General features: G+C 61.9%; 24 protein-coding genes, 1 pseudogene and 1 riboswitch. Of the genes and pseudogenes, 14 read left to right on the forward strand and 11 right to left on the reverse strand.

Annotated elements, in window-relative coordinates; all coding sequences use genetic code 11:
• Positions 1-18: 18 nt before the first annotated feature.
• The 6 genes from ACK59L_RS03940 to ACK59L_RS03965 form a co-directional block, all read right to left on the reverse strand.
• On the reverse strand, positions 19-984 hold the full coding sequence (locus ACK59L_RS03940; protein ID WP_409272004.1) for a sugar kinase: 966 nt from the start codon (positions 982-984) through the stop codon (positions 19-21).
• Positions 977-1,765, reverse strand: a complete 789-nt coding sequence (locus ACK59L_RS03945) for a sugar phosphate isomerase/epimerase family protein (RefSeq protein ID WP_409272006.1) — start codon at positions 1,763-1,765, stop codon at positions 977-979. The genes ACK59L_RS03940 and ACK59L_RS03945 overlap by 8 nt, the downstream gene beginning before the upstream one ends.
• A gap of 74 nt (positions 1,766-1,839) precedes the next feature.
• Positions 1,840-2,859: a LacI family DNA-binding transcriptional regulator gene (locus tag ACK59L_RS03950; protein WP_409272008.1), complete on the reverse strand. Its 1,020-nt coding sequence runs from the start codon at positions 2,857-2,859 to the stop codon at positions 1,840-1,842.
• A 357-nt stretch (positions 2,860-3,216) separates the two neighbouring features.
• On the reverse strand, positions 3,217-4,518 hold the full coding sequence (locus ACK59L_RS03955) for a c-type cytochrome (RefSeq protein WP_409272010.1): 1,302 nt from the start codon (positions 4,516-4,518) through the stop codon (positions 3,217-3,219).
• Positions 4,519-4,530: 12 nt separating this feature from the next.
• Complete coding sequence (locus tag ACK59L_RS03960; protein WP_196136024.1) at positions 4,531-6,315, reverse strand: GMC family oxidoreductase; 1,785 nt, start codon at positions 6,313-6,315, stop codon at positions 4,531-4,533.
• A gap of 3 nt (positions 6,316-6,318) precedes the next feature.
• Complete coding sequence (locus tag ACK59L_RS03965) at positions 6,319-7,062, reverse strand: gluconate 2-dehydrogenase subunit 3 family protein (protein ID WP_409272012.1); 744 nt, start codon at positions 7,060-7,062, stop codon at positions 6,319-6,321.
• A gap of 171 nt (positions 7,063-7,233) precedes the next feature.
• Between ACK59L_RS03965 and alkB the strand changes: the two genes are divergently transcribed.
• Together alkB and ACK59L_RS03975 are read left to right on the forward strand one after the other, a co-directional pair.
• Entirely contained in the window at positions 7,234-7,881 is a 648-nt protein-coding gene (gene alkB / locus ACK59L_RS03970; protein WP_409272014.1) for a DNA oxidative demethylase AlkB, read from the forward strand.
• 142 nt (positions 7,882-8,023) lie between these two features.
• Complete coding sequence (locus tag ACK59L_RS03975) at positions 8,024-8,311, forward strand: hypothetical protein (RefSeq protein WP_049695925.1); 288 nt, start codon at positions 8,024-8,026, stop codon at positions 8,309-8,311.
• 33 nt (positions 8,312-8,344) lie between these two features.
• On the opposite strand, the gene ACK59L_RS03980 is transcribed toward ACK59L_RS03975, so the two are convergent.
• The 4 genes from ACK59L_RS03980 to ACK59L_RS03995 all read right to left on the reverse strand — a co-directional run bounded on the left by ACK59L_RS03980 (position 8,345) and on the right by ACK59L_RS03995 (position 11,297).
• Positions 8,345-8,605 carry a DUF1652 domain-containing protein gene (locus tag ACK59L_RS03980; protein WP_058605004.1) on the reverse strand — a complete coding sequence of 87 codons (261 nt, stop codon included), beginning with the start codon at positions 8,603-8,605 and terminating at the stop codon, positions 8,345-8,347.
• Positions 8,606-8,823: 218 nt separating this feature from the next.
• Entirely contained in the window at positions 8,824-9,687 is an 864-nt protein-coding gene (locus ACK59L_RS03985) for a pirin family protein (protein ID WP_409272017.1), read from the reverse strand.
• Positions 9,688-9,732: 45 nt separating this feature from the next.
• Positions 9,733-10,653: an alpha/beta fold hydrolase gene (locus tag ACK59L_RS03990; protein ID WP_409272019.1), complete on the reverse strand. Its 921-nt coding sequence runs from the start codon at positions 10,651-10,653 to the stop codon at positions 9,733-9,735.
• A gap of 20 nt (positions 10,654-10,673) precedes the next feature.
• Entirely contained in the window at positions 10,674-11,297 is a 624-nt protein-coding gene (locus ACK59L_RS03995) for a LysE family translocator (RefSeq protein WP_196136029.1), read from the reverse strand.
• A 134-nt stretch (positions 11,298-11,431) separates the two neighbouring features.
• Between ACK59L_RS03995 and ACK59L_RS04000 the strand changes: the two genes are divergently transcribed.
• From ACK59L_RS04000 to ACK59L_RS04035, 8 genes and pseudogenes are all read left to right on the forward strand, one after another.
• The gene (locus tag ACK59L_RS04000; RefSeq protein ID WP_409272021.1) at positions 11,432-11,911 is read left to right on the forward strand and encodes a GNAT family N-acetyltransferase; all 480 of its coding nucleotides are present in this window, start codon (positions 11,432-11,434) and stop codon (positions 11,909-11,911) included.
• 54 nt (positions 11,912-11,965) lie between these two features.
• Positions 11,966-12,189, forward strand: a riboswitch (cobalamin riboswitch).
• Positions 12,190-12,276: 87 nt separating this feature from the next.
• Complete coding sequence (locus ACK59L_RS04005; RefSeq protein WP_196136031.1) at positions 12,277-12,468, forward strand: CbtB domain-containing protein; 192 nt, start codon at positions 12,277-12,279, stop codon at positions 12,466-12,468.
• A gap of 10 nt (positions 12,469-12,478) precedes the next feature.
• Complete coding sequence (locus ACK59L_RS04010; RefSeq protein ID WP_409272023.1) at positions 12,479-13,165, forward strand: CbtA family protein; 687 nt, start codon at positions 12,479-12,481, stop codon at positions 13,163-13,165.
• Positions 13,162-13,548 (forward strand): cobalamin biosynthesis protein, encoded by a 387-nt coding sequence (locus ACK59L_RS04015; protein ID WP_153010305.1) that lies wholly within the window; start codon positions 13,162-13,164, stop codon positions 13,546-13,548. The genes ACK59L_RS04010 and ACK59L_RS04015 overlap by 4 nt, the downstream gene beginning before the upstream one ends.
• A gap of 34 nt (positions 13,549-13,582) precedes the next feature.
• Positions 13,583-14,329 carry a precorrin-4 C(11)-methyltransferase gene (cobM, locus tag ACK59L_RS04020; protein ID WP_144967655.1) on the forward strand — a complete coding sequence of 249 codons (747 nt, stop codon included), beginning with the start codon at positions 13,583-13,585 and terminating at the stop codon, positions 14,327-14,329.
• Positions 14,330-14,392: 63 nt separating this feature from the next.
• Positions 14,393-14,635 (forward strand): DUF1272 domain-containing protein, encoded by a 243-nt coding sequence (locus ACK59L_RS04025; RefSeq protein WP_409272026.1) that lies wholly within the window; start codon positions 14,393-14,395, stop codon positions 14,633-14,635.
• A 220-nt stretch (positions 14,636-14,855) separates the two neighbouring features.
• A complete protein-coding gene (locus ACK59L_RS04030; RefSeq protein ID WP_196136034.1) occupies positions 14,856-15,470 on the forward strand; it encodes a response regulator transcription factor in 615 nt (204 codons plus the stop codon).
• Positions 15,471-15,483: 13 nt separating this feature from the next.
• Positions 15,484-18,766: pseudogene (locus tag ACK59L_RS04035) on the forward strand (transporter substrate-binding domain-containing protein).
• A gap of 28 nt (positions 18,767-18,794) precedes the next feature.
• Here ACK59L_RS04035 and ACK59L_RS04040 read toward each other — a convergent pair.
• Positions 18,795-19,814, reverse strand: coding sequence for a LacI family DNA-binding transcriptional regulator (locus ACK59L_RS04040; RefSeq protein WP_058637753.1), 1,020 nt, complete (start codon positions 19,812-19,814; stop codon positions 18,795-18,797).
• Between the two features lie 204 nt (positions 19,815-20,018).
• Here ACK59L_RS04040 and ACK59L_RS04045 point away from each other — a divergent pair, with 204 nt between their 5' ends.
• The 4 genes from ACK59L_RS04045 to mexE all read left to right on the forward strand — a co-directional run bounded on the left by ACK59L_RS04045 (position 20,019) and on the right by mexE (position 23,801).
• Complete coding sequence (locus ACK59L_RS04045) at positions 20,019-20,558, forward strand: gluconokinase (RefSeq protein WP_058637754.1); 540 nt, start codon at positions 20,019-20,021, stop codon at positions 20,556-20,558.
• A 99-nt stretch (positions 20,559-20,657) separates the two neighbouring features.
• Positions 20,658-22,010, forward strand: a complete 1,353-nt coding sequence (locus ACK59L_RS04050) for a GntP family permease (RefSeq protein ID WP_027914937.1) — start codon at positions 20,658-20,660, stop codon at positions 22,008-22,010.
• Positions 22,011-22,096: 86 nt separating this feature from the next.
• The gene (locus ACK59L_RS04055) at positions 22,097-22,384 is read left to right on the forward strand and encodes a hypothetical protein (protein ID WP_058605015.1); all 288 of its coding nucleotides are present in this window, start codon (positions 22,097-22,099) and stop codon (positions 22,382-22,384) included.
• A gap of 175 nt (positions 22,385-22,559) precedes the next feature.
• Positions 22,560-23,801, forward strand: a complete 1,242-nt coding sequence (gene mexE, locus ACK59L_RS04060) for a multidrug efflux RND transporter periplasmic adaptor subunit MexE (protein WP_409272027.1) — start codon at positions 22,560-22,562, stop codon at positions 23,799-23,801.
• Positions 23,802-23,803 lie beyond the last annotated feature (2 nt).

Below are 23,803 nucleotides of genomic sequence, written 5' to 3' on the forward strand. Positions count from 1 at the left end.
TTTTGTGCGACAGGTGATTCAGGCCGTGCGTATTTCAGGGTTATGTGGGAATTCGTATGCCGTCAGGTCGTGCCGGCGCGGCAAGCCCTCCATGTCACCGCGCGACTGCACGGCGCGGCTGCCGCACCAATTGCCACGGGCAACGGCGTGCTCGACGGGCTGGCCTTCGAGCAAGGCGCTGAGCACACCGACGGCGAAGGCATCGCCAGCGCCCACGGTGTCGACCACCCATGGCGCGGGTACGGCCGCGACCTGGCCCTCGTCGTTGGCGCTGCGGTAATAGGCGCCCGCCTCGCCCAGCTTGATCACCACCAGGTCCACACCAAGGTCCAGGTAAAAGCCGGCGATCTCGGCAGGTGTCTGACGCCCCGTGAGCAGACGCCCCTCCTCCAGCCCCGGCAACACCCAGTTGGCCTGGGCAGCAATGGCGTTGATCTCCTCGACCATGCGCTGCTTGTCGGGCCATAGCGTCGGGCGCAGGTTGGGGTCGAATGAGATGGTGCGACCGGCTGTGCGCATCTGGCTGACCAACGCCTGGGCCAGCGTCCGACAGCCATCCGACAGCGCCAGCGGAATGCCGGTTACATGCAGGTGGCCCGCGCTCAGCCAGGCAGGATCCAGCATCGAAGCACTCATGTGGCTGGCTGCCGAGCCACGCCGGAAATACTCGACGACCGGATCACTGCCGTCATCGCAGCGCGCCTTCAGTTGAAAACCCGTAGGATGAGTGGGGTCAACCTGCACATCAGCGCAGTCGAGCCCTTCTGCACGCAAGCTGTCGAGCACGAAGCGCCCCAGCGAGTCGTTGCCTACCCGGCTGATCCAGCGCACGCCAAAGCCAAGCCGCGACAACCCGATGGCGACATTGCTGTCGGCGCCGGCGATGCGTTTGCCGAAACGCTCGACCTGTGCGAGATCCCCCACATCGTCGGCCACGAACATGGCCATGGTCTCGCCGAAGCACAACACGTCATGATCAGGCATGGCTCAGCTCCCGTACGCAGCGACGCGCACCGAGGGTGGACAGTTGACGTACATGGCTGCGCGTCACGGTCAGCAAGTCTTCGCCAAGCAGCGGGTATTCGACCGCGCGCGCGACCCCAGGGGTGAAATGGGCCAGCACCTGCTGCCAGTGCTCAAGGTCGGATGCTTGAGGTGCAGTGGCTACCAGCCGCCCGGTGGCATGGCGTATCACTGCCTTGCAATGCACGTACTCCACCCAACGTCCAAGCCGGCTGGCCGCTTCCAGCACTGGCTCGTCCAGCCACTGCCAGTTGCCGATGTCGAACGTCATGCCGACGCGCACACCGCACGCCTGTGCCTGTTCGAAGAAACCCACGAGCGGCGCTATCCGCCCACCGTGCTCAGTCTGGTCGTTCTCGACCAGCAATACCGGGCCGTCCTCGGACAGCAGCGCCCGTAATGCCCGCATGTCGACGTCACCCCGGTAATGCCCCAGGGACACCTTCACCGCCACAGCTCCAAGTGCCTTGGCGATGCGCAGCTTGGTCTTCAACTCGGACGCGAGGTCCCCTTGGGCGCACCAGAGCTCCAGCGGCGTGGAGTACAGACATTGCAGCCCTGCACCGGCGATGAAAGCACCCAGGGCAGTCGGGTCGGGCTGGCATGAGAACAACTCCTCACGTAACTCCACGCGGCTTGCCCCGGCGCTGGCCAGCAGATCGATGAACTGCTCCTGGCCGCGTTGTCGGACGAAGTCTGCGCCGTAGCTGGACAGGCTGATGGAAACAGGATTTGCATGCATTGTTATTGTCCTATGAAACCGGTTTCATTTTTAAGCGGCAGGCATCGCGGGCAAGGCACAGGCCGCCGTTGTGTTCAGCGTGGGTGGGTGGAACCTCGTATGATCAGCGACGCTTTGAAATCGATGCGCCGGGCGGCGCCTTGTTCACCGTGCAGGCGACTGAGCAAGTGTTCGAAGGCTGCCATACCGATGCGTTCGGTGGGCTGCGCCAGGGCCGTGATGCCGTTGCCAACCAAGGGGTACCAGTCAAGGTCGTCCAATGCGATCACCCCGACCTCACCGAACAGCGCATGGCCGGCCTCGCGCAATGCGGTGGTCACCGCCAGCGTCGCAACGCCATTGAGGGTGAAAAGTGCCTTGGGACGGGTGCCGTCGCTCCCCAGGAAGCGGGTGATCGCTTGCGACAGTTCAGGGCCGGTTGGCACCACTTGGCACTGCATGTCAGCACGGGTTTGGACAAGGGCTGTCAACGCCTGGACGCGCTCGGCTCGCGAGCTGGTACCGTCCAGCGGCTCGGTTATGGCGAGAATGTTTCGGTAACCACGGGCGTGCAGATGCTCGATACCCTGCTGCATCGCATGCGCATTGTCCAGGCCGACCAGGTCGGCGTTGAGCTCAGGCAACTGCCGGTCGACCAGCACGATGGGCAGGTCACGCATGACGGTAAGCAACTCACCCGGGTGGTGGCCCAGGGTGTTCACGATCAGCCCTTCCACGTTGTATGACTGCAAGGCGCGCAGGTGGTGGCGCTCTTGCTCGTCATCGCGGTTGGTGTTGCACACGACCAGGCTGTAGCCATGCTGGCGGCACGCCGTCTCCACGCCGTGCATAACGGCGACCGAATAGGGGTTGAGAATATCGGCGACCAACATGCCGATCAGCCGTGTCTGCCCGCGCTTGAGCCCGCGCGCCATCTGATTTGGCCGATAGCCAAGCTGCTCGATCACCTCGCCCAGGCGCTGGGCCGTGGCATCGGCCAGCAATTGGCGATCACCCCCTATGTACCGGGAAACGGTGGCCTTGGAGACGCCTGCGACACGGGCCACCTCGCTGATGGTGACACGGTCGCGCACTGGCGCGGGTGCTGGGCTCATGATGGGACCTTATGGTTGTTGTGATCATGATGAAACCGGTTTCACTAGAACAAAAACACCTGTGCGCGTCAATCCACCGTTGATCGGGAATCCTCCGTGTCGCCTGTTTGCGGGTAGATACCGTCTTGATCCTCACCTCCCAAGTACGATTTGAGGGTCAAGACGGTATCTATCTTGGTCCTGTATTGGCTGAGATAGCGCAGGCTTGGACTTGGCAGAAGCAACTGCTAACGCCGCCTCTGAGGCTAGCCGATTTCCGGGAACGGTCTTGCCGGTCCTCCGACCCGGCTAGACCGCTCCTACCCCACAGTCCCAACACAGTCGTTCTGGCAGCGGCCTAACTACAGTCAACAACGTCTAATGCTCGGTCACCTGCCCGAGGTCATCACCCGATGTCTGCTTCATGTCGCTTGTGCGCAGCTTTTTCACCGCCTTGACCTCGATAGGCTCCCCTTGGTTACCCCAACTGGTGCGAATGAAGTTGACCACGTCAGTCACCTCCTGATCGCTCAGGCGCCAGCCATAGGCCGGCATGGTGAAGGTCGAGGGCGCAGTGCGGGTCGCAGGCAGGGTCCCGCCCTTGAGGATCAAATGGATCAACGAGGTAGCATCCTGGGTCTGCACCACCGGGTTACCGGCAAGCGCTGGGTAGACGCGCGTGTATCCCTTGCCATCGGTACGGTGGCAGGCGGCGCAATTGTCGATATACACCCCAGCCCCAGGCTTGCTGTCGTCGCCCTTCCACAACGCATCCGCTACTTGCCGGTCATAGACGTGGGGCGTGTCATTCGGATTGCTGGGCGGCAAGGTCTTCAAGTAGCGCGCGATGGCCGTCAGGTCGGCGTCGCTCATGTACTGCATGCTGTGCTCCACCACATCGCTCATGCCACCGAACACGGCACTGGTGTCGCTGCGGCCAGTCTTGAGAAACTGCACCAGTTGCGCCTCGCTCCAACTGCCCAGGCCATCCTTGTGATCGCCTCGCAGGTTCTTCGCCACCCAACCTTCGAGCGGCGCGCTGCCGGCCAGGAAGGCATCGCCCTCCTCTGCACTTAACGCTTTTTCCTGCATGGTCAGTGCCCTTGGGGTATGGCAGGCACCGCAGTGGCCCAGGCCTTCGACCAGGTAAGCTCCGCGATCAACCACCGGATCTCGCTCGGGCAATGGCTGCCAGGGTTCAGGGTCCGGGGCGAATACACCGCGCCAGATCGACAACGGCCAACGCATGCTCAAGGGCCAAGGAATGTCCGTGTCCTTGTTCGGCTCCTGCACGGGGGCCACGCCTTTCATGAAGTAGGCGTACAACGCCTGCATGTCGGGTTCGGTCAACCGGGCATAGGACGGGTATGGCATGGCCGGGTACAGCGTACTGCCATCCTTGCGGACCCCATGGCGCAGGGCACGGTCGAAATCTTCGAAACTGTAATGACCAATGCCCTCGGATGAAGGGGTGATGTTGGTCGAGTAAATCGTGCCGATCGGCGTTTCCATCGGCAGTCCACCTGCGAACGGCTTGCCGTCTTTGGCCGTGTGGCACGCCACACAGTCCCCTGCCCGCGCCAGGTACTCACCCTGGCTGACCAGCGCCGGCTCGTCCTGCGCTGCCTGCGCCGTCATGCCCACCCCAACCAGGACCGTGGCGATCAACATTCTGTTCATGCTCATCGCTCCTTACACCGCCACCAAGGGGCCGGGGTTCTTCAAATACCGTTCACGAATGGCCCGTGCCGACCAGTAGGTCAGCGCAGCGACCAGGCCGGTCGGGTTGTAGCCAAGCCCTTGCGGGAATGCCGAGGCCCCAGGCACGAACACGTTGTGCACATCCCAGCACTGCAAATAGCGGTTCAAGGCGCTGGTTTTGGGGTCGGTGCCCATGATCGCCCCACCGTTGAGGTGAGTGGTCTGGTAGGTGGCAGTATTGAAATGCTCGTTCACTTGCTTGCCCAGCACCGCAATGGCCTTGGGGTTCATGGCCTTGGCGATGGCGCTGAGCTTGCCGACCATGAACTGATTCATGCGGATGTCGTTTTCCTGCCAATCGAAGGTCATGCGCAGCAGCGGCAGGCCATAGGCATCACGGTAGGTTGGGTCCAGGTCCAGGTAATTGCCGCGGTAAGACTGGTGCGCGCCGTGCGCATCCATGGAGATCTGGTGGGTGTAGTAGTCGGCCGTGGCCTTTTTCCAGGCGCTGCCCCAGGCGGGGGTGCCCGGGGGGTTGCCTACACCTGCGATGGGCCGCGTCCCTGCCTGGTTGACCCACATCGGTGAGCCACCGACGAAGCCGTGGGGGCCATGGTCGAAATTGTCGGCGTTGAAGTCGTCGATCGCCACGCCATTGCCACCGGCGCCGATGAAGTTGTTGGTGTGCAAGTCCTTGTCGAAGAAGGCCTTGACGGTGCCCATGTTCTGATAGGCGAAGTTGCGCCCGACCACACCCTCATTCTTGACCGGGTCGTAGGGCTTGCCGATGCCAGAAAGCAGCATCAGGCGGACATTGTTGAACTGAAAGGCCGACAGGATCACCAAATCAGCCGGCTGTTCGACTTCACGGCCCTGGGCATCAATATAGGTCACGCCGGTCGCACGCTGCTTGCTGTCGTCCAGGTTCACCTTCAGCACATGGGCATTGGGCCTTAGCTCAAAGTGCTCCACCTGGCGCAACGCTGGCAGGATGTTCACGTTGGGCGACGCCTTGGAATACATGTAGCACACGTAGCCGCTGCAGAAGCCGCAGAAATTGCACGGCCCCATCTGAGCGCCATACGGGTTGGTGTAAGGGCCGGATGTGTTGGCCGAGGGCAGGTTGTAAGGGTGGTAGCCCAACGACGAGGTGGCTTTCTGGAAAACCTGGGCCGACACCACGTTCTTCTGCGAGGGCAGCGGGAACGGATTGGAGCGGTCTGGGGCAAACGGGTTGCCGCCCTTGCCCTGCCCGACCAGCTCACCCTTGACCGTCCAGGCCTGGCCAGAGGTGCCGAACACCTTCTCGGCAAAGTCGAAGTAGGGTTCCAGTTCTTCGTAGCTGACGCCGAAATCCTGAATGGTCATGTCCTGGGGAATGAACGATTTGCCGTAGCGCTCTTCGTAGTGGCTGCGCATGCGCAGCTCCATCGGGTCGACCCGAAAGTGCACCCCCGACCAGTGCAAACCGGCACCGCCCACGCCCTTGCCAGGCAAGAACGCGCCCAGCTGGCGGTACGGCAGCGCTACATCGTTGACGGTATGGCGTATGGTCACCGTTTCCTTGGAAAGGTCCACGAACAGTTTCTTGCGCACGCTGTAGGTCAGCTCGTCGATGACTTGCGGATAACTGCCGTCAGGGTACGTGTCCTGCATAGGCCCGCGCTCCAGCGCAACCACGTGCAGGCCGGCCTCGGTCAGCTCCTTGGCCATGATGGCCCCGGTCCAGCCAAAGCCGACGATCACGGCGTCGACCTTCTTCAATGCATTGGCCATGGCTCAGGCCCTCTCGCCGCGAATGGATACAGGGGGGAACGGGTAGCGCTCGTTGCGCTCGGCCCAATCCATGAAGTCGGCGCGCGCTCCGGGAAAGCCGATGAGCTTCCAGCCGACCATGCCCTGGTTGCCGCCGTGCACCGGATCGCAGAAAAAGCCTTCGCGCGTGTTCTGCAGCAGCAGGCTGAAAAAGGCCTTGGCCGGCACGTCCTGCAAAGTCAGCTCGCCAGATTCCAGCTGCGCCAGCACCTTGTCCTGCTGCTCGGGGCTGCGTGCGTGGAAGGCTTTGTTACCGTTGGCCAGGCACCATTGGTGAACACCCGCGATACCTAGGCGGTAAATTTGTTGCGGGGTCAGTTGCAATTGATAGCCAAGCTCTGGCGCCGCATCGGCCTTGAACGGACCTTGCATGTACCACAGCCCGCCACTGGCGTAAGCAGTGCCCATCTGGCGGTCGATATACTGCGCAGCGCCGGCCTCGAGGGCCCCAGGCCCTAGCTCGTCGGCTGGAATGAGACGGCTGACCGCTGCTTGGACAAAAGCGAACTCCTCTGGGGTGAAGAACGCAGGATGGTAGGCAGTGTCAGCGGGCTTGGGTTCGGGCTGCTCAGGCTGGCGTACCGGCTCGGCCAGTGCGGTGGCACTGCCCAGGCCAATGCCGGTACTGGCCACCGTTACCACTGGTATCAAGGTCAGGGTCTTGCGCAGGAAGTCCCTGCGGGGGTTGTCCGGTACGTGCTCAGACATGTGTAATCCTCATCATCAATCGGCTACCGCGGCCATGGCACGATGATGACCATCAACAGACGGATGGCGTTCAGAAACGTTTTGAATTAATTGGTGCCTCACTGATAGTGAACACCCATGAACTCCAGCTTTCCTCTGCTGGGTAACAGGCCAACTGGAATACGCAGACTGATGATCCAATCCGATCTGGACCTGTTCGGGGCCCAACCGCAGCACCTGGCACCCAGCACAGTCCTGTTGCCAGGCGTCGCGCTGGAAGATGTCGAGCACGTGCTGGATGCGCTTCGCCCGATACTGCGTTGCGCGCCCTGGCGGCACATGCGTACCCCTGGCGGTTTGAACATGGCCGTGGGCCTGACCAACTGCGGCGCACTGGGTTGGATCAGTGACGAACGCGGTTACCGATACAGCCCCGTGGACCCGCTGTCTGGTAGACCCTGGCCGGCGATGCCGCCCGTACTGCTGACCTTGGCCACGCAGTGCGCTGCGCGTGCAGGGTTCGAGGGCTTCGTACCGGATGCGTGCCTGATCAATCATTACCAACCAGGTATCCGCCTGAGCCTGCATCAGGACCGCGACGAGCAGGATTTCAGCCAACCCATCGTGTCCCTCTCGCTGGGTTTGCCTGCCGTATTCCTAATGGGTGGATTGCAACGTTCAGACAGAACCCAGCGTATCGCCTTGAATCATGGCGATGTGCTGGTGTGGGGTGGTGAAGACCGTCTACGCTTTCATGGTGTACTGCCCATCAAGCCTGGCGTGCACCCGCGCATGGGCCCGCGCCGCATCAACCTGACGTTTCGCAAGGCAGGCGCCTGAACGCCAACGCAATCGAATTGAACGCATGAAGCAGGATTGAACTCCCATGCAGCCTGCAGCCTCCTCAAGTTTCTTCCCTAAAGGAGATCGTCATGACAAATCGACATGCCCCAGCACGTACCACGGTCGGAGAGCAGCGACCATGAGAATGCCAGGCCGCGCTCCTAATGCATCGGTACAACTTGACTACGTCCGCGATACCCTGTTCGGACCCGTGGCGCAAAGTGTCGAGTGCCAGTGCCAGCTCGCACCGCTCAACCTTCAAGGGCGGCCTGCACTGCGTCTGCACATCTGCCCGCCCCTGCCTAACAAGGTGCACCGAGCGCACAGTGTCGCATTCATCTGGGACGGACGCAGTTACCATGGTGTTGTCAGAGACCAGGGCAAGTGCGGCGACGGTGGGCTCAACCTTCTGCTCGAACTGCAGTGACGGCCGGTTAGAAGCGTCGGTTGCGCCGCGCTGTCAGGCCAACTTCTTCGAGTACACGGGAGCGCCGTCGCGCATTGCGTGTAATTGGCCGACCAGATTGACCAGGTCCCTGCTGCTGTTGAGGCTGCTGAGCGGGACATCACAAAGCGTGACGGCCTGTGTCAGATCCTGACCATTTCCAAGGCGGATGGTCAGGTGTGCGCCGTCGGCGCAGCTGATTTCACACCGATCTGGCAAGCAGGCCTGCTCGATCATCTGTCGCAGTTCCAGTGTCGATACGCCTATCAGAGACATTGCAGAGCCCTCTTTAAATTAGCTGTGGGTGAATAGGCCTGGGGTGTCAGGCACAGGATCACAGGAAGAGGAACCTGTCGGGGCGCATGCAACGATGCGGTATCGAAGTGCTGGGTTCCATCTGCACCTTAGTTGAAGAACACGCCGAGTGCTGGGTAGTTCGAGCCGTATCGAATCGGTGCGACGGGTGGTGGTTAGCGCCCTGGGACGGTGCGCGTTCAGGGCATCCGGCCAAACTTCCCTGACTTGAACCCTTCGATGGACTCGATGATTTCATCCCGCGTGTTCATCACGAAGGGGCCGTATGCCACCACCGGCTCGTCGATAGGCTCGCCGCTCAGCACCAGCACACGAGCGTGCTGCGGGGCTTCGAGCAGCAAGTCGGCGCCGTCACGGGCCAATATCGTCACCGAGCACGGGCCAGCCTCACAGACCTGGTTCAGCCGCACACCGCCTTGGAGGCTCACCACTGCAGCCGTGCGGCCTGCCGGGACGGGCAGCACCAGTTTGGCGCCGGCCTCAAGGTTCAGATCCCACACGTCCATTGGCGTGAAAGTGCGAGCCGGGCCGCTCGCGCCTTGATACTCTCCTGCGATCACACGCAGGCTGCCCACGCCCGCACCCAAGTCCACCGTGGGGATATCGGCGCTGGCCAGGGTCTGATAGCCGGCCGGCGCGCGCTTGAACCGGGCCGGAAGGTTCACCCATAGTTGCACCGACTCCAGCACGCCGCCGCTGCGGGCGAACCCAGGTGAATGAAACTCTTCATGAACGATGCCGTCTGCAGCGGTCATCCACTGAACGTCACCCGGTCCTATGACCCCGCCAGCGCCAGTGGAATCGCGGTGCTCGAGTTCGCCCTGGTAAACGATCGTGACCGTCTCGAAACCCCGGTGTGGGTGAGCTCCGACCCCGCGGCGCGCCGAGGTGGAGGCAAAGGTGTGGGGGCCGGCGTAATCGAAAAGCAGAAACGGGCTGGTGCGACTGACGTCGTCGTCATAGGTGAACAGGCTGCGGACCGGAAAGCCATCGCCGACCCAGTGCCCGGCAGGGTTGGAACGGGTATTCAAAATCGTCTTCATCGTGCGCTCCTCAACGTGCGGGGGCCACCATAACGTTGCATCGACTCACGGGCTAGCGACCTGGAACGGTCCAGCGTGTTCTATGGGTAGGACGCTGGATCGGAGGAAAGCCAGCACCTCCTGCGCCGCAGCCTCAGGATTTTCCTGCATGAAACAGTGTCCGCCGGCGACCTTCTGCGCACTGACATGAGGGTTGAGCGCTGCCAGCCGTATCGCCGAGGCCTGTACATAAGGGTAGGTCTGGCTGCCGTACACCACACGCGTCGGCACGCTGATACGCGCCAGGCTCGACCACAGGTGGCATGGATAGGTACTGAAAATGTCCACTTCGCGGCTTGGACGGCACTTGAGCATTACACCCCCTTCGCCTTCGGCGATCGCGTGCGCCACGTAGGCCTGCAATGCCGCGTCGCTCCAGCCTTTGAAAATGCCCCGCCCTTGCAGGGAAGTCATGGCTGAGGGGCGGTCCGGCCAGGTGCTGCGCCTGCCGGCCGTTTTGCGCGCCAGCGCATGGTGCCGATTCAACCCGAAGCAGGCGGCCAGCTTCATCGAAAACAGCATGCGGCGGCTGAAGATCACCGGGTCGAGTAGCACCGCGCGCTCGAACAGCTGCGGCTCATTGGCCAGCAGCAACCCGGTGAGCACTCCACCGAAACTATGACCGATGGCAAGCCGGGGTACGTTGCCATACTCAGCCACGTGTGCGCTGAAGGCTTCGGCGGCCAGCGCTGCCGTGCGGTTCCAGCCACGGAATGGGCCGCCGTGGTCACTGTCCCCGTGCCCCTGGACGTCGCTGAGCCAAAGATCGAAGTGCTGCCCCAGGTGCATCAGCAACGGTTGATAGGCCAGCGAGCAGAACCCGTTGCCGTGCAGAACGTGCAGCAGGGGCCGCCCTGTAGGCTCGCTGCGCCAGCCGCGCAGGGTGAACCCTTCGCTACAGTCGTGGGACCACGGTGTCAGTTGCATGATGGGCGCTGCCTTCTGCATCAAGGGTGAAACGCCGATTCTACAAACAGCAGCGGGTAGAGAGAAATGACCAGCAGTGCAGCCATCAGGACATTGAACAGCATCAGCCAGCGCGGGTTCTGCAGCAGGCCGCGCAGCGCACTGCCGAACATGACCCATACCCCCACGCTGGGCAGGTTCACCAAAGCGAACAAGGCGGCGATGACCGCCACGTTAGCAACGTAGCCTTGCGCCGGGGTATAGGTGGTTATTGCGCCGATGGCCATGACCCAGGCCTTCGGGTTGACCCATTGGAAAGCAGCCGCGGCCCAGAAGCCAATAGGCTTGGGCTCTGCCGTAGAAGCGCTGCCAACCGGCCCTGAGGTGGCGATTTTCCAAGCCAGGTACAGCAGATAGCCCGCGCCGGCATAGCGCAGTACGGTGTAGAGCGCAGGCCAGGCCTTGAACACCTCTCCCAGGCCCAGGCCGACGGCAAGCACCATGATCATGAACCCGACGCTGACGCCCAGCGCATGTGGCACCGAGCGACGCACACCGAAATTCACGCCCGAAGCCAATAGCATGGTGTTGTTGGGCCCAGGAGTGATGGAAGAAACGAATGCGAACAGGACGAAGGCGATCAGCAGGTCGAGCGAGGCGAACATGACGGGTATTCCACTGGGTTCAGGAAAGGGTTCACACTAGCCCAGTGCACTCTTCACCCTTGCAGTACAGATACAGAGAATTTTGCAGATACACGTAGCTGTACCACTCGCAGCCGATAAAGGATAAGCGCTCGATGAGTCTTGTAATTCGCCCTGCCCTACGCACTGACGCCCAACAGATCCTGGATTTCATTACCGAATTGGCCGAGTACGAGCGCGCCCGCGACGAAGTGCTGGCCACTCCCCAGGACATCGAGCGCAGCCTGTTCGATGCAGGCAGCACCGTTCATTGCCTGATGGCCGAACGTGAGGGCCGTGCGATTGGTTTTGCCATCTACTTCTACAGTTACTCGACCTGGCTTGGGCGTAATGGCATCTACCTGGAAGACCTCTACATCGCGCCCAACGACCGTGGCGATGGCGCCGGACGTCAGTTGCTCAGGCACATTGCCAAGCAGGCGGTTGCCCAAGGCTGCGGCCGTCTGGAATGGAGTGTGCTGGATTGGAACGAGCCGGCCATTGGGTTTTATGACGCACTAGGGGCGCAACCGCAGAACGAGTGGCTGCGGTATCGGCTCGATGGCGAGCGGCTGATTGCGTTCGCTCAGCAATGATCAAGCGCTTGCCCGCGTGGCGTGTGCATTTGACGCAGCGCAGCGCTCGTGCTTTTCTATCGCATTGCGTCAGGTGCCCCTAGAGGGTGAAACGGGAAATCGGTGCGTCGCAGGCCTGTCAGGCAGGCTTTGACTATTCCGGTGCTGCCCCCGCAACGGTAAGCGAGTGAGGCGTCTTTACCACTGTGCCAGGAGATTCGGCATGGGAAGGTGACGCTGCCCAGGAGATACACTCCTCCTCGCAAGCCCGGAGACCGGCCTGGCGTCCATCAACACCCCGCGGTGGGCGGGCGCTGTCGCATTCCTGCGGGTATCGCCTGCAGCTGCCGCGCCTGCCCGTCCCCAATACGCAGAGGAAGGCGCCAATGCCCGTCACAACCCGCCCGCACGTTAGCAGCATCGTTGCCCCCGTATCTCTCAGCCAACGCATTGTCGTCGCTGTAAGCGCCAGCCTGCTGGGCTTGTGCCTGGTCTACTTTGCCGGCTTCTCGCACATCGAAGCCGTTCACAACGCTGCGCATGACACCCGTCACAGCGCCGCCTTCCCCTGCCACTGAGTTGCCACCCATGATCACGCACATTGCCCGTACGGCGGGCTTCAGCGGACTGCTGGCGGCACTGCTGCTGACCGTGCTGCAAAGTTTGTGGGTCAGCCCGCTGATCCTGAAAGCGGAGACATACGAGGCATCGGCCCCGGCACATGCCCATGCCCAAGGTACCGAGGCTGCCCATGAGCACAGTGACGAGGCCTGGTCACCCGAAGAGGGTTGGCAGCGCACGCTCTCGACCACCGGCGGCAACCTGGTCGTGGCGGTGGGGTTCGCTTTGATACTGGCTGGCTTGTACAGCCTGCGCCAACCGCGCACCACGGCCAGTGGTGCTGCCTGGGGCCTGGCCGGTTTCGCCGTGTTCTGCCTGGCGCCCACGCTCGGGCTGCCGCCGGAGCTGCCGGGCACCGCTGCGGCGGACCTGGCGCAACGCCAGGTCTGGTGGGCTGGCGCTGCGGGTGCCACGGCCGTGGGCCTGGCACTGCTGGTATTTGCCCGCCACTGGGCCTTGAAGGGGGTGGGCGTCATTGTCCTGCTGCTGCCGCACGTGTTGGGTGCGCCTCAGCCTGAGGTGCACCAGAGTTTGGCTCCAGCGGCGCTGGAGACTCAGTTCCAGCTGGCGTCCTGGCTCACCAATGCAGCATTCTGGCTTGCCCTTGGCCTGATCAGCGCAGCGCTGTATCGCCGCTTCAGCCGACCAGAGTGAAGCCGTTCTACGCAGGGTTTGGCTGCCGCAGGGGTTGCCCGATGGACAGCTTGTTGACCTTGCTCGAACAAGGCCTCGCCCAGCGAGGCCTGGACCCTGCACACCTTCACGGTATCGCCAGCATCGATCTCAAGGCGCACGAGCCAGGGCTGCATGCACTGGCCAGCCACCTGGCGCTGCCCTTGGTGTTCTACCCTGCACCGCACTTGAATCGCTTCGAAACGCATCTGAGCCATCGCTCAGCCGTCGCCTATGCGCACAGCGGGTGCTGGGGCGTGGCAGAGAGTGCAGCGCTGGCCATGGCTGACCAGTACAATGGCGACCCGCAACTGCTGGTCACGCGTCGAACGCTGGGCCCTGCGACCCTGGCCATCGCTCACTGACCCCGCTCACCCTTGTCAATCATTCAGGAATACCATGACGGTTTACTTCATCGGCGCCGGCCCCGGCGACCCCGAGCTGATCACGGTCAAGGGGCAGCGCCTGATTCGCACCTGCCCTGTCATCATCTATGCCGGCTCTCTGGTCCCCCTTGCCGTTCTGGAAGGCCACTGCGCCGATACCCTGATCAACAGCGCAGAACTGCACCTCGAGCAGATCATCGACGCCATCGAGTGCGCCCATGCGCAGGGCAAGGATGTCGCGCGTGTGCACAGCGGCGATCCGAGCCTTTATGGCGCCATCGGTGAACAGATCCGCCATCTGCAGCGTCTTGGCATCGACTACCAGATTGTGCCAGGCGTCACCGCCGTGGCTGCCAGCGCCGCGTTACTGGGATGCGAACTGACCTTGCCCGACGTCGCCCAGAGCGTGATCCTGACCCGCTTCGCAGACAGCTCGCCCATGCCAGCCGGCGAGCAACTAGAGGCGCTTGCGCGTCATGGCACGACGCTAGCCATTCACCTGGGGGTCAAGCACCTGGCACGCATCGTCGAACAGCTACTGCCTCACTACGGTGGCGACTGCCCCGTTGCCGTGGTCTACCGCGCCACTTGGCCGGACCAGGATTGGGTGCGAGGCACATTGGACGACATCGTCGAGCGCGCCACTGTCAAAGGTTATCGCCGCACCGCGTTGATTCTGGTGGGCCGAGTACTGGGCGACACGCCGTTCGCCGAATCGGCCCTTTACCGTGCGGGGCATGCGCACCTGTACCGCGTCTAGCTTGCCAGCCAGTTCTGGTCCGGAACACACTGCGTACAGACAGTCCCGACAGGAATCACGCTTATGCTGGAATTGCGCCCCAACTGCGAGTGCTGTGATGCCGCCCTGCCCGGTGACAGCCTCGATGCCTTCATCTGCTCCTTCGAGTGCACCTTTTGCCGAGCGTGTGCGCAGGAACGTTTGCAAGGTCGATGCCCCAACTGCCAGGGCATGCTTGCAGCTCGACCCGCACGGGTTGGCAAATCGTTGGTAGAGCACCCTGCATCGTCACTACGCGTAAGTAAAGTACACACAGCGTGTAGCTGATCTTACGGTTCGGCGGCTAACGAGAGGCCAAACGCCGCTGAACCGGCCTGTTTTTTGTAGGAATTTTCAACGACCCCTTCAGGGCAATTCAACACTTCTATACTCGGCATTATCAAAGTTCGGTAATGGTCGTATCGTGCTGCGCTTCTGACTAACCCACTTACAGAAGTATTCCTGAATATCTCAGGAACTGGACCACATCTGAACAGGAGTTTTCCTAATGACCAACGTGCTGATCGTGGAGGACCACCCCATCGTCCGCTTATCTTTGCGCATGCTGCTCGAACATGAACGTTTCAATGTGATCGCAGAAGTGGGCAATGGCAGTGAAGTCGCGCAAATGGCACGCGAGCTGAAACCGGACGTGGTGATTCTGGACATCGGTTTGCCTGGGCTGGACGGGATGGAAGTCATCAAGCGCCTGCAATCGCTCGATCAGGTGCCCAAAATCATGGTCCTCACCGGCCAGGCAACTGACTTATATGTACGCCGCTGTCTGGACGCAGGCATCGGCGCATTCGTGACCAAGGAGGAAGATCACGAAGCCTTGCTGTTCGCGCTCAAGGCCCTGGTAAAGGGCTATTCGACGTTCCCGCAGATGTCGGTCAACAGCAATTCGCTGGAAAGCGAGCCGGTGCGCTTGGCGAGCCTTTCCAACCGCGAAATGGAAGTCCTCAGGCGCCTGGCACGTGGAGAAAGCAACAAGAACATCGGCAGCTGCATGAACCTCAGCGCCAAAACCATCAGCACCTACCGCGGCCGGATCATGGAAAAGCTCAAGACCGAGTCACTGGTGGAGATGGTCGATCTCGCCAAGCGTAACCACGTCTACTGAGCGGCGCATGACGATCAAACGCGTGCTGACGAGCACCGTCCTGCTGATGGTGCTGGCGTGCGCCGTCGCGCAGTCGCTGGCCAGCGAGACGCGCAGTTTGCTGGCCCGTTCAGTAAGTGCCACGCAGCCTTTGAATCTGCAAACGGCCGAGCGCCAGTGGCTGGACGCCCGCAAGCGCTTGGTGTTGGGCACCTCCCGGCCCGACTATCCGCCATTCGATATCAATGTCAGTCCCAATGACTACGAAGGCCTGACGGCAGATTACGTCGGCATCATCGCCGAGTTGTTGGGGATAGCCGTTGAAGTCAAACGTTTCGAAAGCCGTTATCAGGCTATAGAGGCGCTGCATGAAGGACGTGTGGACGTGCTGGGCAGCTCCAACAGCTTTGAGGCTGCAGACGCCGGGTTGAGCTTGACTACAGCGTATGCCGATGACCTGCCGGTGATCGTGACCCGCGAAGGCCAGCGCCTTGCACCTGCCCACGACCTTGCAGGGCTGCGTCTGGCCATGGTTGACCATTACCTGCCCGCCAATCGTGCCCGGGCCCTTTACCCGGCAGCGCAGCTGATTTTGTATCGCTCCACCCAGGCGGGTCTGGCCGCCGTGGCAATGGGCGAAGCGGACGCCTACTTGGGCGATGCAATCAGCACCGACTATCTGATCGGCAAGACGTTCAGCGGTGCCCTGCGGATCGATCACTTCTCACCGATTGTTCCTGAAGCGTTTGCCTTTGCAGTGGCACGCGATAACGATGCACTGCGTCAACTGCTCGACAAGGCACTGCGCCGGATTGGCGAAAGCGAGCGCCTGGCCATCCTCAAGCGCTGGAGCAACAGCAACACCAGCCTTTTGTTGCAGCGCCACCTAAGTGTACTGACCGACGAGGAGCAAGCCTGGATCACGGCTCACCCGGTCGTAGACGTGTTGATCAATCCGGCCTTGGCGCCCTTGACGTTCTACGATGACCAGCAGCGGCCCAGTGGCATAACCCTGGACCTGCTCAAACAAATTACCCTGAGGACCGGGCTGCAATTTCATACCAGGCAAGCCGAGTCCGCCCAGTCCATGATCGACCGCCTGGGCCAAGGCGACGCAATGATGATCGGCGCGTTGGGTTACGGCGCCGAACGGTCCAAGCACGTGCGCTACACACGGCCCTACCTGATCAGCCCGCGCGTGCTCGTTACCCGCGCCGATTACCCTGTGCAGGCCGGTGTCCAGCGCTTTGAACCGCAACGAATCGCGTTGATTCGCAGCTCTCCGCAGCGCGCCATGCTGCAACAGCGCTACCCCCAGGCCCGGCTTGTCGAAGTCGACAACCCTCTGGACCTGATGGAGGCTGTGGTCAATCGCAGTGCCGATGCCGCTTTGAGCAGCCATATCAATGCGGCTTACTACATCAGTCACGTCTTCAAGAACCGACTTCAGATCGCAAGCATCCTTGACGAAGATCCGGCCGTTGCGGCGTTTGCCGTCGCGGCCGATCAGCCACAATTGCAATCGATCCTGAACAAAGCCTTACTGAGCATCGCGCCCGAAGAACTCGAGCAATTGATCAATCGCTGGAGGACCAGCACCGTGGTCAGCGACAGCCCATGGCGCAACTACCGAGAACTGGCGCTACAGGTGTTGGTCCTTGCGGCGTTGCTGATCGCAGGTGTCGTCTTCTGGAACAGCTACCTGCGCAAACTGATCCAGAAGCGAGTCGAAGCCGAGCGCGCCCTGCAGACACAACTGGCGCTGAGTCGTGGCTTGCTGGAGCAGCTTCGCCATGCCAAGGATGAAGCCGAGCAGGCCAGCCTCATGAAAAGCACGTTCCTGACCACCATGAGCCACGAGATACGCACCCCCCATGAATGCCGTGATCGGCTTGTTGGAATTGGCGCTCGAGGACAGTCGCGACGGTCGATGCGATACCCACATGCTCGAGACCGCGCATGAGTCAGCACTGGGTCTGCTAGCGCTGATAGGCGATATTCTTGATATTTCCAGGATCGAATCAGGCCACATCAGTTTGCAGCCGACCCCCACCGACCTGGTGGACCTGGTGCGCGCCACCGTTCGCGTCTTCGAGGGCAATGCGAGGGCCAAGGGCCTTGAGCTTGCCTGTGACCTACCCACCGAACCTGTGTGGGTTCAGGTAGATGCTGCGCGCCTGAAGCAGGTGCTGTCGAACCTGATCAGCAATGCGATCAAGTTCACCGACCGTGGTGAAGTCCACACCTCGATGCACACGTCGTTGCAAGGGGAACGCCAGTGCGTCGAGCTTTGTGTCCGCGACTCGGGTATTGGCATAAGTCCTGCGGACCAGGCGCGTCTGTTCAATGCATTCGTTCAGGTCGACGGGCCCCGTGCGCGCCAGGGCACCGGGCTGGGTCTTGTCATTAGCCGGGCTCTTGCCGAGCTCATGGGCGGTACGCTGACGCTGCAAAGTGTCGAAGGCGTGGGCACCAAAGTACAGATCGTGATGGCCCTGCCCCAGTGCGCCGCTGAGCTCAGTACCGACAAGCAGGACTCAGCCACGGACCTTGAGGTTTGCACGATGAACATTCTGGTCGTGGACGACTATCCGGCCAACCTGCTGTTGCTTGACCGCCAGTTGCGCTCACTGGGGCATCAGGTGACCCAGGCGCAGAACGGCGAAATCGCGCTGCAACTGTGGCGTGAAGCGCACTTTGACGTGGTGATCACCGACTGCAGCATGCCTGTGATGGATGGTCACGAACTGGCCCGCCGTATCCGTGCTCAAGAACGCCGGCAAGGATTGTCGCCCGTAACGATTCTGGGGGTGACCGCCAATGCCCAGGCCGAGGAGCGGGAGCGATGCCTGGCCAGCGGAATGAATGACTGCCTGTTCAAGCCTATCGGCCTGCACGGCCTCAAGGCACACCTGCCCCAGTCGGCTGGCAAGCCGCAAGCGGCCCCTGCACCTGCCCGGCCCGTTGGCTTGAACCTGGCCGAATTGCGTCACCTGACCCGCGACGACGACGATTTGATCCGGCATCTGATCGAGCAGTTGTCACAAAGCGTGGCCGAAGACCTTGCAACGCTGCGTACGCTTGACGGGCAAGGCCCGGATGGCGCACTCAAGGCGTTGGCTCACCGTATCAAGGGTGGGGCCAAAATGCTCAAGGTACGTCACCTGGTTGCCGACTGCGAAGCGCTCGAGCAGGCGCTTGCAGCAGGCGGTCCTGTAGACGACTTGCGTCGCGTACTCCAGGGCACCCTGCAAGTGCTGCTGCAAGACCTGATTGCCACTTTGGAGACCATGCCCAAACCACCCGAGCGGAACTGAAGCGGTCGCATCACTTGGGTGTTGAATCTCAGGAGCTTTCTCGCACCATCAACTCAAACCCCAGGTCCTGCCGGGCTGGCGTCACGGCTTTGCCGTCGAGCAGCGTCAACAATGCCTGGGCGGCGACCCGCCCCACCGCAGCCCTTGGCGTGCGAATGGAAGTAAGCCTGGGCACCATGTGCGCCGAAGCCGGCAGATCGTTGAAGCCAACCATGGCAACCTGCTGCGGGACATTGATGCCCTGGCGCAGCGCTTGAAGCACAGCGCCCTGGGCAAGGTCATCGTTGCAAAAGAAGATACCGTCCACTGCCGGCGCCTGCCTGATCAGGCGGCTGAACAGCTCACCGCCGAGTGCGATGGACGACGGTGCTGGGGTCAGGACCTCTCGCTCGGCCGCGTGCAACCCAGCTTCGGCCAACGCTTGGCGAAAGCCCTCGGCCCGCTGCATGACCCGGGGATCGAGCTGTGCCGCAATGAATCCAGGCCGTGTGCAACCACGTTCGATCAGGTGTTGAGCCGCGGCCCGGCCCGCTTGGTGCTGGGAAAAGCCTACCGCCAACGCGTCGGCATCCCCATCCAGTTCCATCATGTGAACGCAGGGAACGCCACTGGCCGCGAGCATCTGACGTGAAGCGTCAGTGCGTTCGAAACCCGTCAGCAGCATCCCACAGGGCTGATAGGCCAGATAGTTGCGGATGAGGTTTTCTTCCTCGGCGGTATCGTAGTGATAGTTGCCGATCAGCACCTCCAGCCCTCGTGGGCGCATCACATCATGGATGGCTTCGAGGGTGTCGATGAACAACTGGTTGGACAGTGACGGTATGAGCACCACGACCGAGTGGCTGCGGGCAGATGCCAACGCCCGGGCGGCGGGATTGGCCACGTAGCCAAGGGTCGTGGCCGCAGCCATGACCTTGGCAGCGAGTTCAGGGGCCACGGTCGTGACGCCGCGCAAGGCCCGGGATGCAGTTATGGGGGAAACCCCGGACATTCTGGCGACTTCAGCCAGGGTGGGACGACCAGTAGTGCGCGAACCAATGCGGGCCATAATGTTGTAATTTTACTACTTGCAAGGACTGGGAACGGCCTCTAAGGTAGCGCTGTCTCAGGACGTAGGCAACGGTTGTTTGCACGTTGCCCTCAGGTGATTGCCGCACGGCGTCCATACTGCGTAAGCACAAGATCAATAACATTGGGGAGATCGCGCTGCCCGAGCTTAAGACAGCGCTGTCCCACCCTGCAGGAGGTACAGATGAATTCTCCACTGCCCGCCATCGTGGTCATGGGTGTGGCCGGCTGCGGCAAGAGCTGCATCGCATCGGCCATCGCCGCTTACAGCGGCGGGCACCTGATCGAAGGTGACGCTTTTCACCCGCAGGCCAACATCGACAAGATGAGCGCCGGTATTCCCCTGGATGACAATGACCGTGCTGGTTGGCTGGTCCGTCTGGGCGAGGAAATGCAAGCGATAAGTCAGGCCGGCACTCGGCCGATTCTCACCTGTTCCGCACTCAAGCGCAGCTACCGCGACACGCTGCGTTGCGCGATGCCTGGGCTGATGTTCGTCTTTCTTGAGCTCACCCCTGACCAGGCTAAGCAACGGGTTCTGGCCCGACCAGGGCATTTCATGCCGGCCAGCCTCATCCAGAGCCAGTTCGCCGCCCTTGAGCCACCCTACGATGAACCGCTTACCCTGACACTGGATGCCACCCAGCCGATCGTTGCGCTCGCTGAGGCGGTAGACGGCTGGCTCAAGCGCTGCGCCGAGCACAGTGTTGCGCAGACTGCCTGAGCCTGCTCGCACTTCGCACCGCCAAGACAGCGCTGTCTTACCAACGACTTACCCACCAAGCTCCGCCAAAAACAACGATAAGACCGAGGCCTACACACCATGTTCGGACTGGCTACTGATACCTTCCTGCTCCTCGACGCGTTGGTTACCATCGTCGGGCTGATTCTGCTTATCACCCATTTCAAGGTGCACCCATTCGTCGCCCTCACCCTGGCTGCCGGTTTCCTTGGCCTGACCTCTGGCATGCCGGTAGCCAAGGTCATGAAGTCGTTCCAGGACGGCTTCGGAGGCGTGCTGGGGTTCGTCGGCATCGTGCTCGCACTGGGGACGATGCTGGGCAAGCTGATGGCCGATTCCGGCGGGGCTGACCAGATCGCTCAGACCCTGATCAGGGCCTTTGGCAAGAAGAACGTGCACTGGGCGATGATGTTCGCTGCCTTTCTGGTGGGCATTCCGCTGTTCTTCGAGATCGGTTTCGTCCTGCTCATCCCCCTGGTCTTCATCGTCGCGCGGCGCTCCGGGGTCTCGCTGATCAAGATCGGTATCCCCTTGCTGGCAGGCTTGTCGGTCGTGCACGGCCTGGTACCGCCGCACCCAGGGCCGTTGCTGGCCATCGGCATCTTCCACGCCGACATCGGTAAGACCATCTTCTATGGCCTGATCGTGGCCCTGCCCACGGCCATCATCGCCGGCCCCCTGTTCGGCAACTTCATCTCGCGCTATATCCCCGGGCACCCTTCCCAGGAGCTGATGGACCAGATCGCCAAGGAATCGGACCAGGCCAACCTGCCGAGCTTCAGCGTCACCTTGATTACCGTGTTGCTGCCGGTGGTACTGATGCTGCTCAAGACCTTCGCCGACGTGGTGCTGCCTGCCGAGCACATCGTGCGCCAATGGATGGACCTGATCGGGCACCCTATCACTGCATTGCTCGCCGCCTTGCTGCTGGCGTTCTACACCTTTGGCTCGGCGCGCGGTTTCAATCGCCAACAGATCATGAAGATGCTCGATCACAGCCTCGCGCCCACGGCTGCCATTGTCCTGATTGTTGGCGCCGGCGGCGGCTTCAAGCAAATGCTGGTCGATACCGGCGTTGGCAACGTAATCGGGCAAATGGCTGTGCAAGCCGAGATCTCGCCGATTCTGCTAGCCTGGTTGGTCGCTGCGGTCATTCGAATCGCCACGGGGTCTGCCACCGTGGCGACCATTACCGGCGCAGGGATCGTGGCACCTGTGATCGACCTGGTGCCTGGGGTGAACCGTGAACTGCTGGTGCTGGCGACCGGTGCCGGGTCGCTGATCCTGTCCCATGTCAACGATGCCGGGTTCTGGCTGGTCAAGCAGTACTTCAACATGACGGTGGCCGAGACCTTCAAAACCTGGAGCATGATGGAGACCCTGCTGTCAGTGGTCGGCATCGTGTTCATCATGGCGCTGTCGCTGGTGGTGTGACCGTTGATCGGGGTGCTGGCACTTTGAACTGCCGGGCAAGGCCAAAAGGTTACGAACCTGCCCTGCCCGTCGCTAAGGAGATTGCCATGAATCGCCCCAGCATCCTGCTGCTTGCCCTGCTCGCCTCACCCCTGGCCCTCGCTGCCGGGACCGGGCCTACTTACCCGGATGACCCACACAACCAGGCACCCAAGCCAGGCGCAGACAGCACGCTCAACCCGATTGAAAAGCCTATGCCCCGTGATACGGATCCAAGGCTACAGGGCAACGATCCAGACAGCCCGCCAGCCCAGCAGAACGACAACCAGGATTTACCAGGCATGGACGGCACTGGCTCGGAAGGCACAACGGGCAAGGGTGCAAGCCAGCCCTGAGCGGTTGGGGGCGCCTGTAGCGCCCCATCGCTGAGCAGCTGCTGTATCGCCAGAAGGCGATAAGCGACGGGTTCATATCATTCACCATGATATTAACCTTCAGCCCATTCGATTCGTTCCCCGCGCGCAACGCACTCACACTCCGCCCATTCCTAATATATTGGCGGAGTTCTCCATGGAGCAGTCACTCAAACCATTCGGCGTCCCACTTGCAGCCCTTGCAGTGGTAGCGCTCGGCGCTTGCAGCAAAACCCCCGATGCCGCGCAGGCCCCGGCGGCTCCAAAGGTTACCGTGGCCAAGGTGATCGAGCAGCCGATCAACGAATGGGACGAGTTCACCGGGCGTCTGGAAGCGCCGGAAACCGTCGAAGTGCGCCCCCGTGTCTCGGGTCAGATCGACCAGGTGACGTTCACCGAAGGCGCCCAGGTGCGCAAAGGTGATCTGCTGTTCCAGATCGACCCACGGCCGTTCCAGGCCGAGGTCCGCCGCCTTGAGGCCCAGCTGCAGCAAGCCAAGGCCAGTGCCATCCGCAGCGCCAACGAAGCCCGCCGGGGTGAGCGGCTACGAGACAGCAACGCCATCTCCGCCGAACTCGCAGAATCACGCAACAGCGCTGCGGCCGAAGCACGCGCCGGCGTAGATGCCATCCAGGCGCAACTTGACCTGGCACGTCTGAACCTGAGCTTCACCCGGGTCACCTCCCCGATCAACGGCCGCGTGAGCCGCGCGCAGTTCACCGCCGGCAACATCGTCACTGCCGACGTCACGCCTCTGACCAGCGTGGTCTCCACCGACAAGGTGTACGCCTATTTCGATGCTGACGAACGCGTTTACCTCAAGTACACGCAGCTGGCCCGCCAAGGCCAGCGCGGGCAAAGCACACCGGTCTACCTGGGCCTGACCAACGAGACTGGCAACCCGCATCTAGGGCAGATGAACTTCGTCGACAACCAGGTCAACCCACGCACCGGCACCATTCGTGGCCGGGCCGTGTTCGACAACAAGCGCGGTGAATTCACCCCTGGCCTGTATGCACGCCTGAAACTGGTCGGCAGCGCACAGTACCATGCTGTGCTGATCAACGATGAAGCGGTGGGCACCGATCTGGGCAAGAAGTTCGTGCTGGTCATGGACAAGGACAACAAGGCGGCCTACCGCGCTGTCGAGCTGGGGCCAAAGCTCGAGGGCTTGCGCATCGTGCGCAGCGGGCTGGGCAAGGACGATCGCATCGTCGTCAGGGGCCTGCAGCGGGTGCGCCCGGGCTCTCAGGTCACTCCAGAAGAAGCGCCCATGGCCAGCGAGCAGACACTGGCCGCACTCGCCCAGCAACGTCAGGCACTGGAAGCGAGCACCGGCACGGCCAAAGTGGCCGGCACCACCAACCAGGGCGCCAGCGCCCCTGCGCCGCGCGGTTGAGG

The organism is Pseudomonas sp. KCJK9111 (assembly GCF_046231935.1).
Taxonomy (GTDB): Bacteria; Pseudomonadota; Gammaproteobacteria; order Pseudomonadales; family Pseudomonadaceae; genus Aquipseudomonas; species Aquipseudomonas parafulva_B.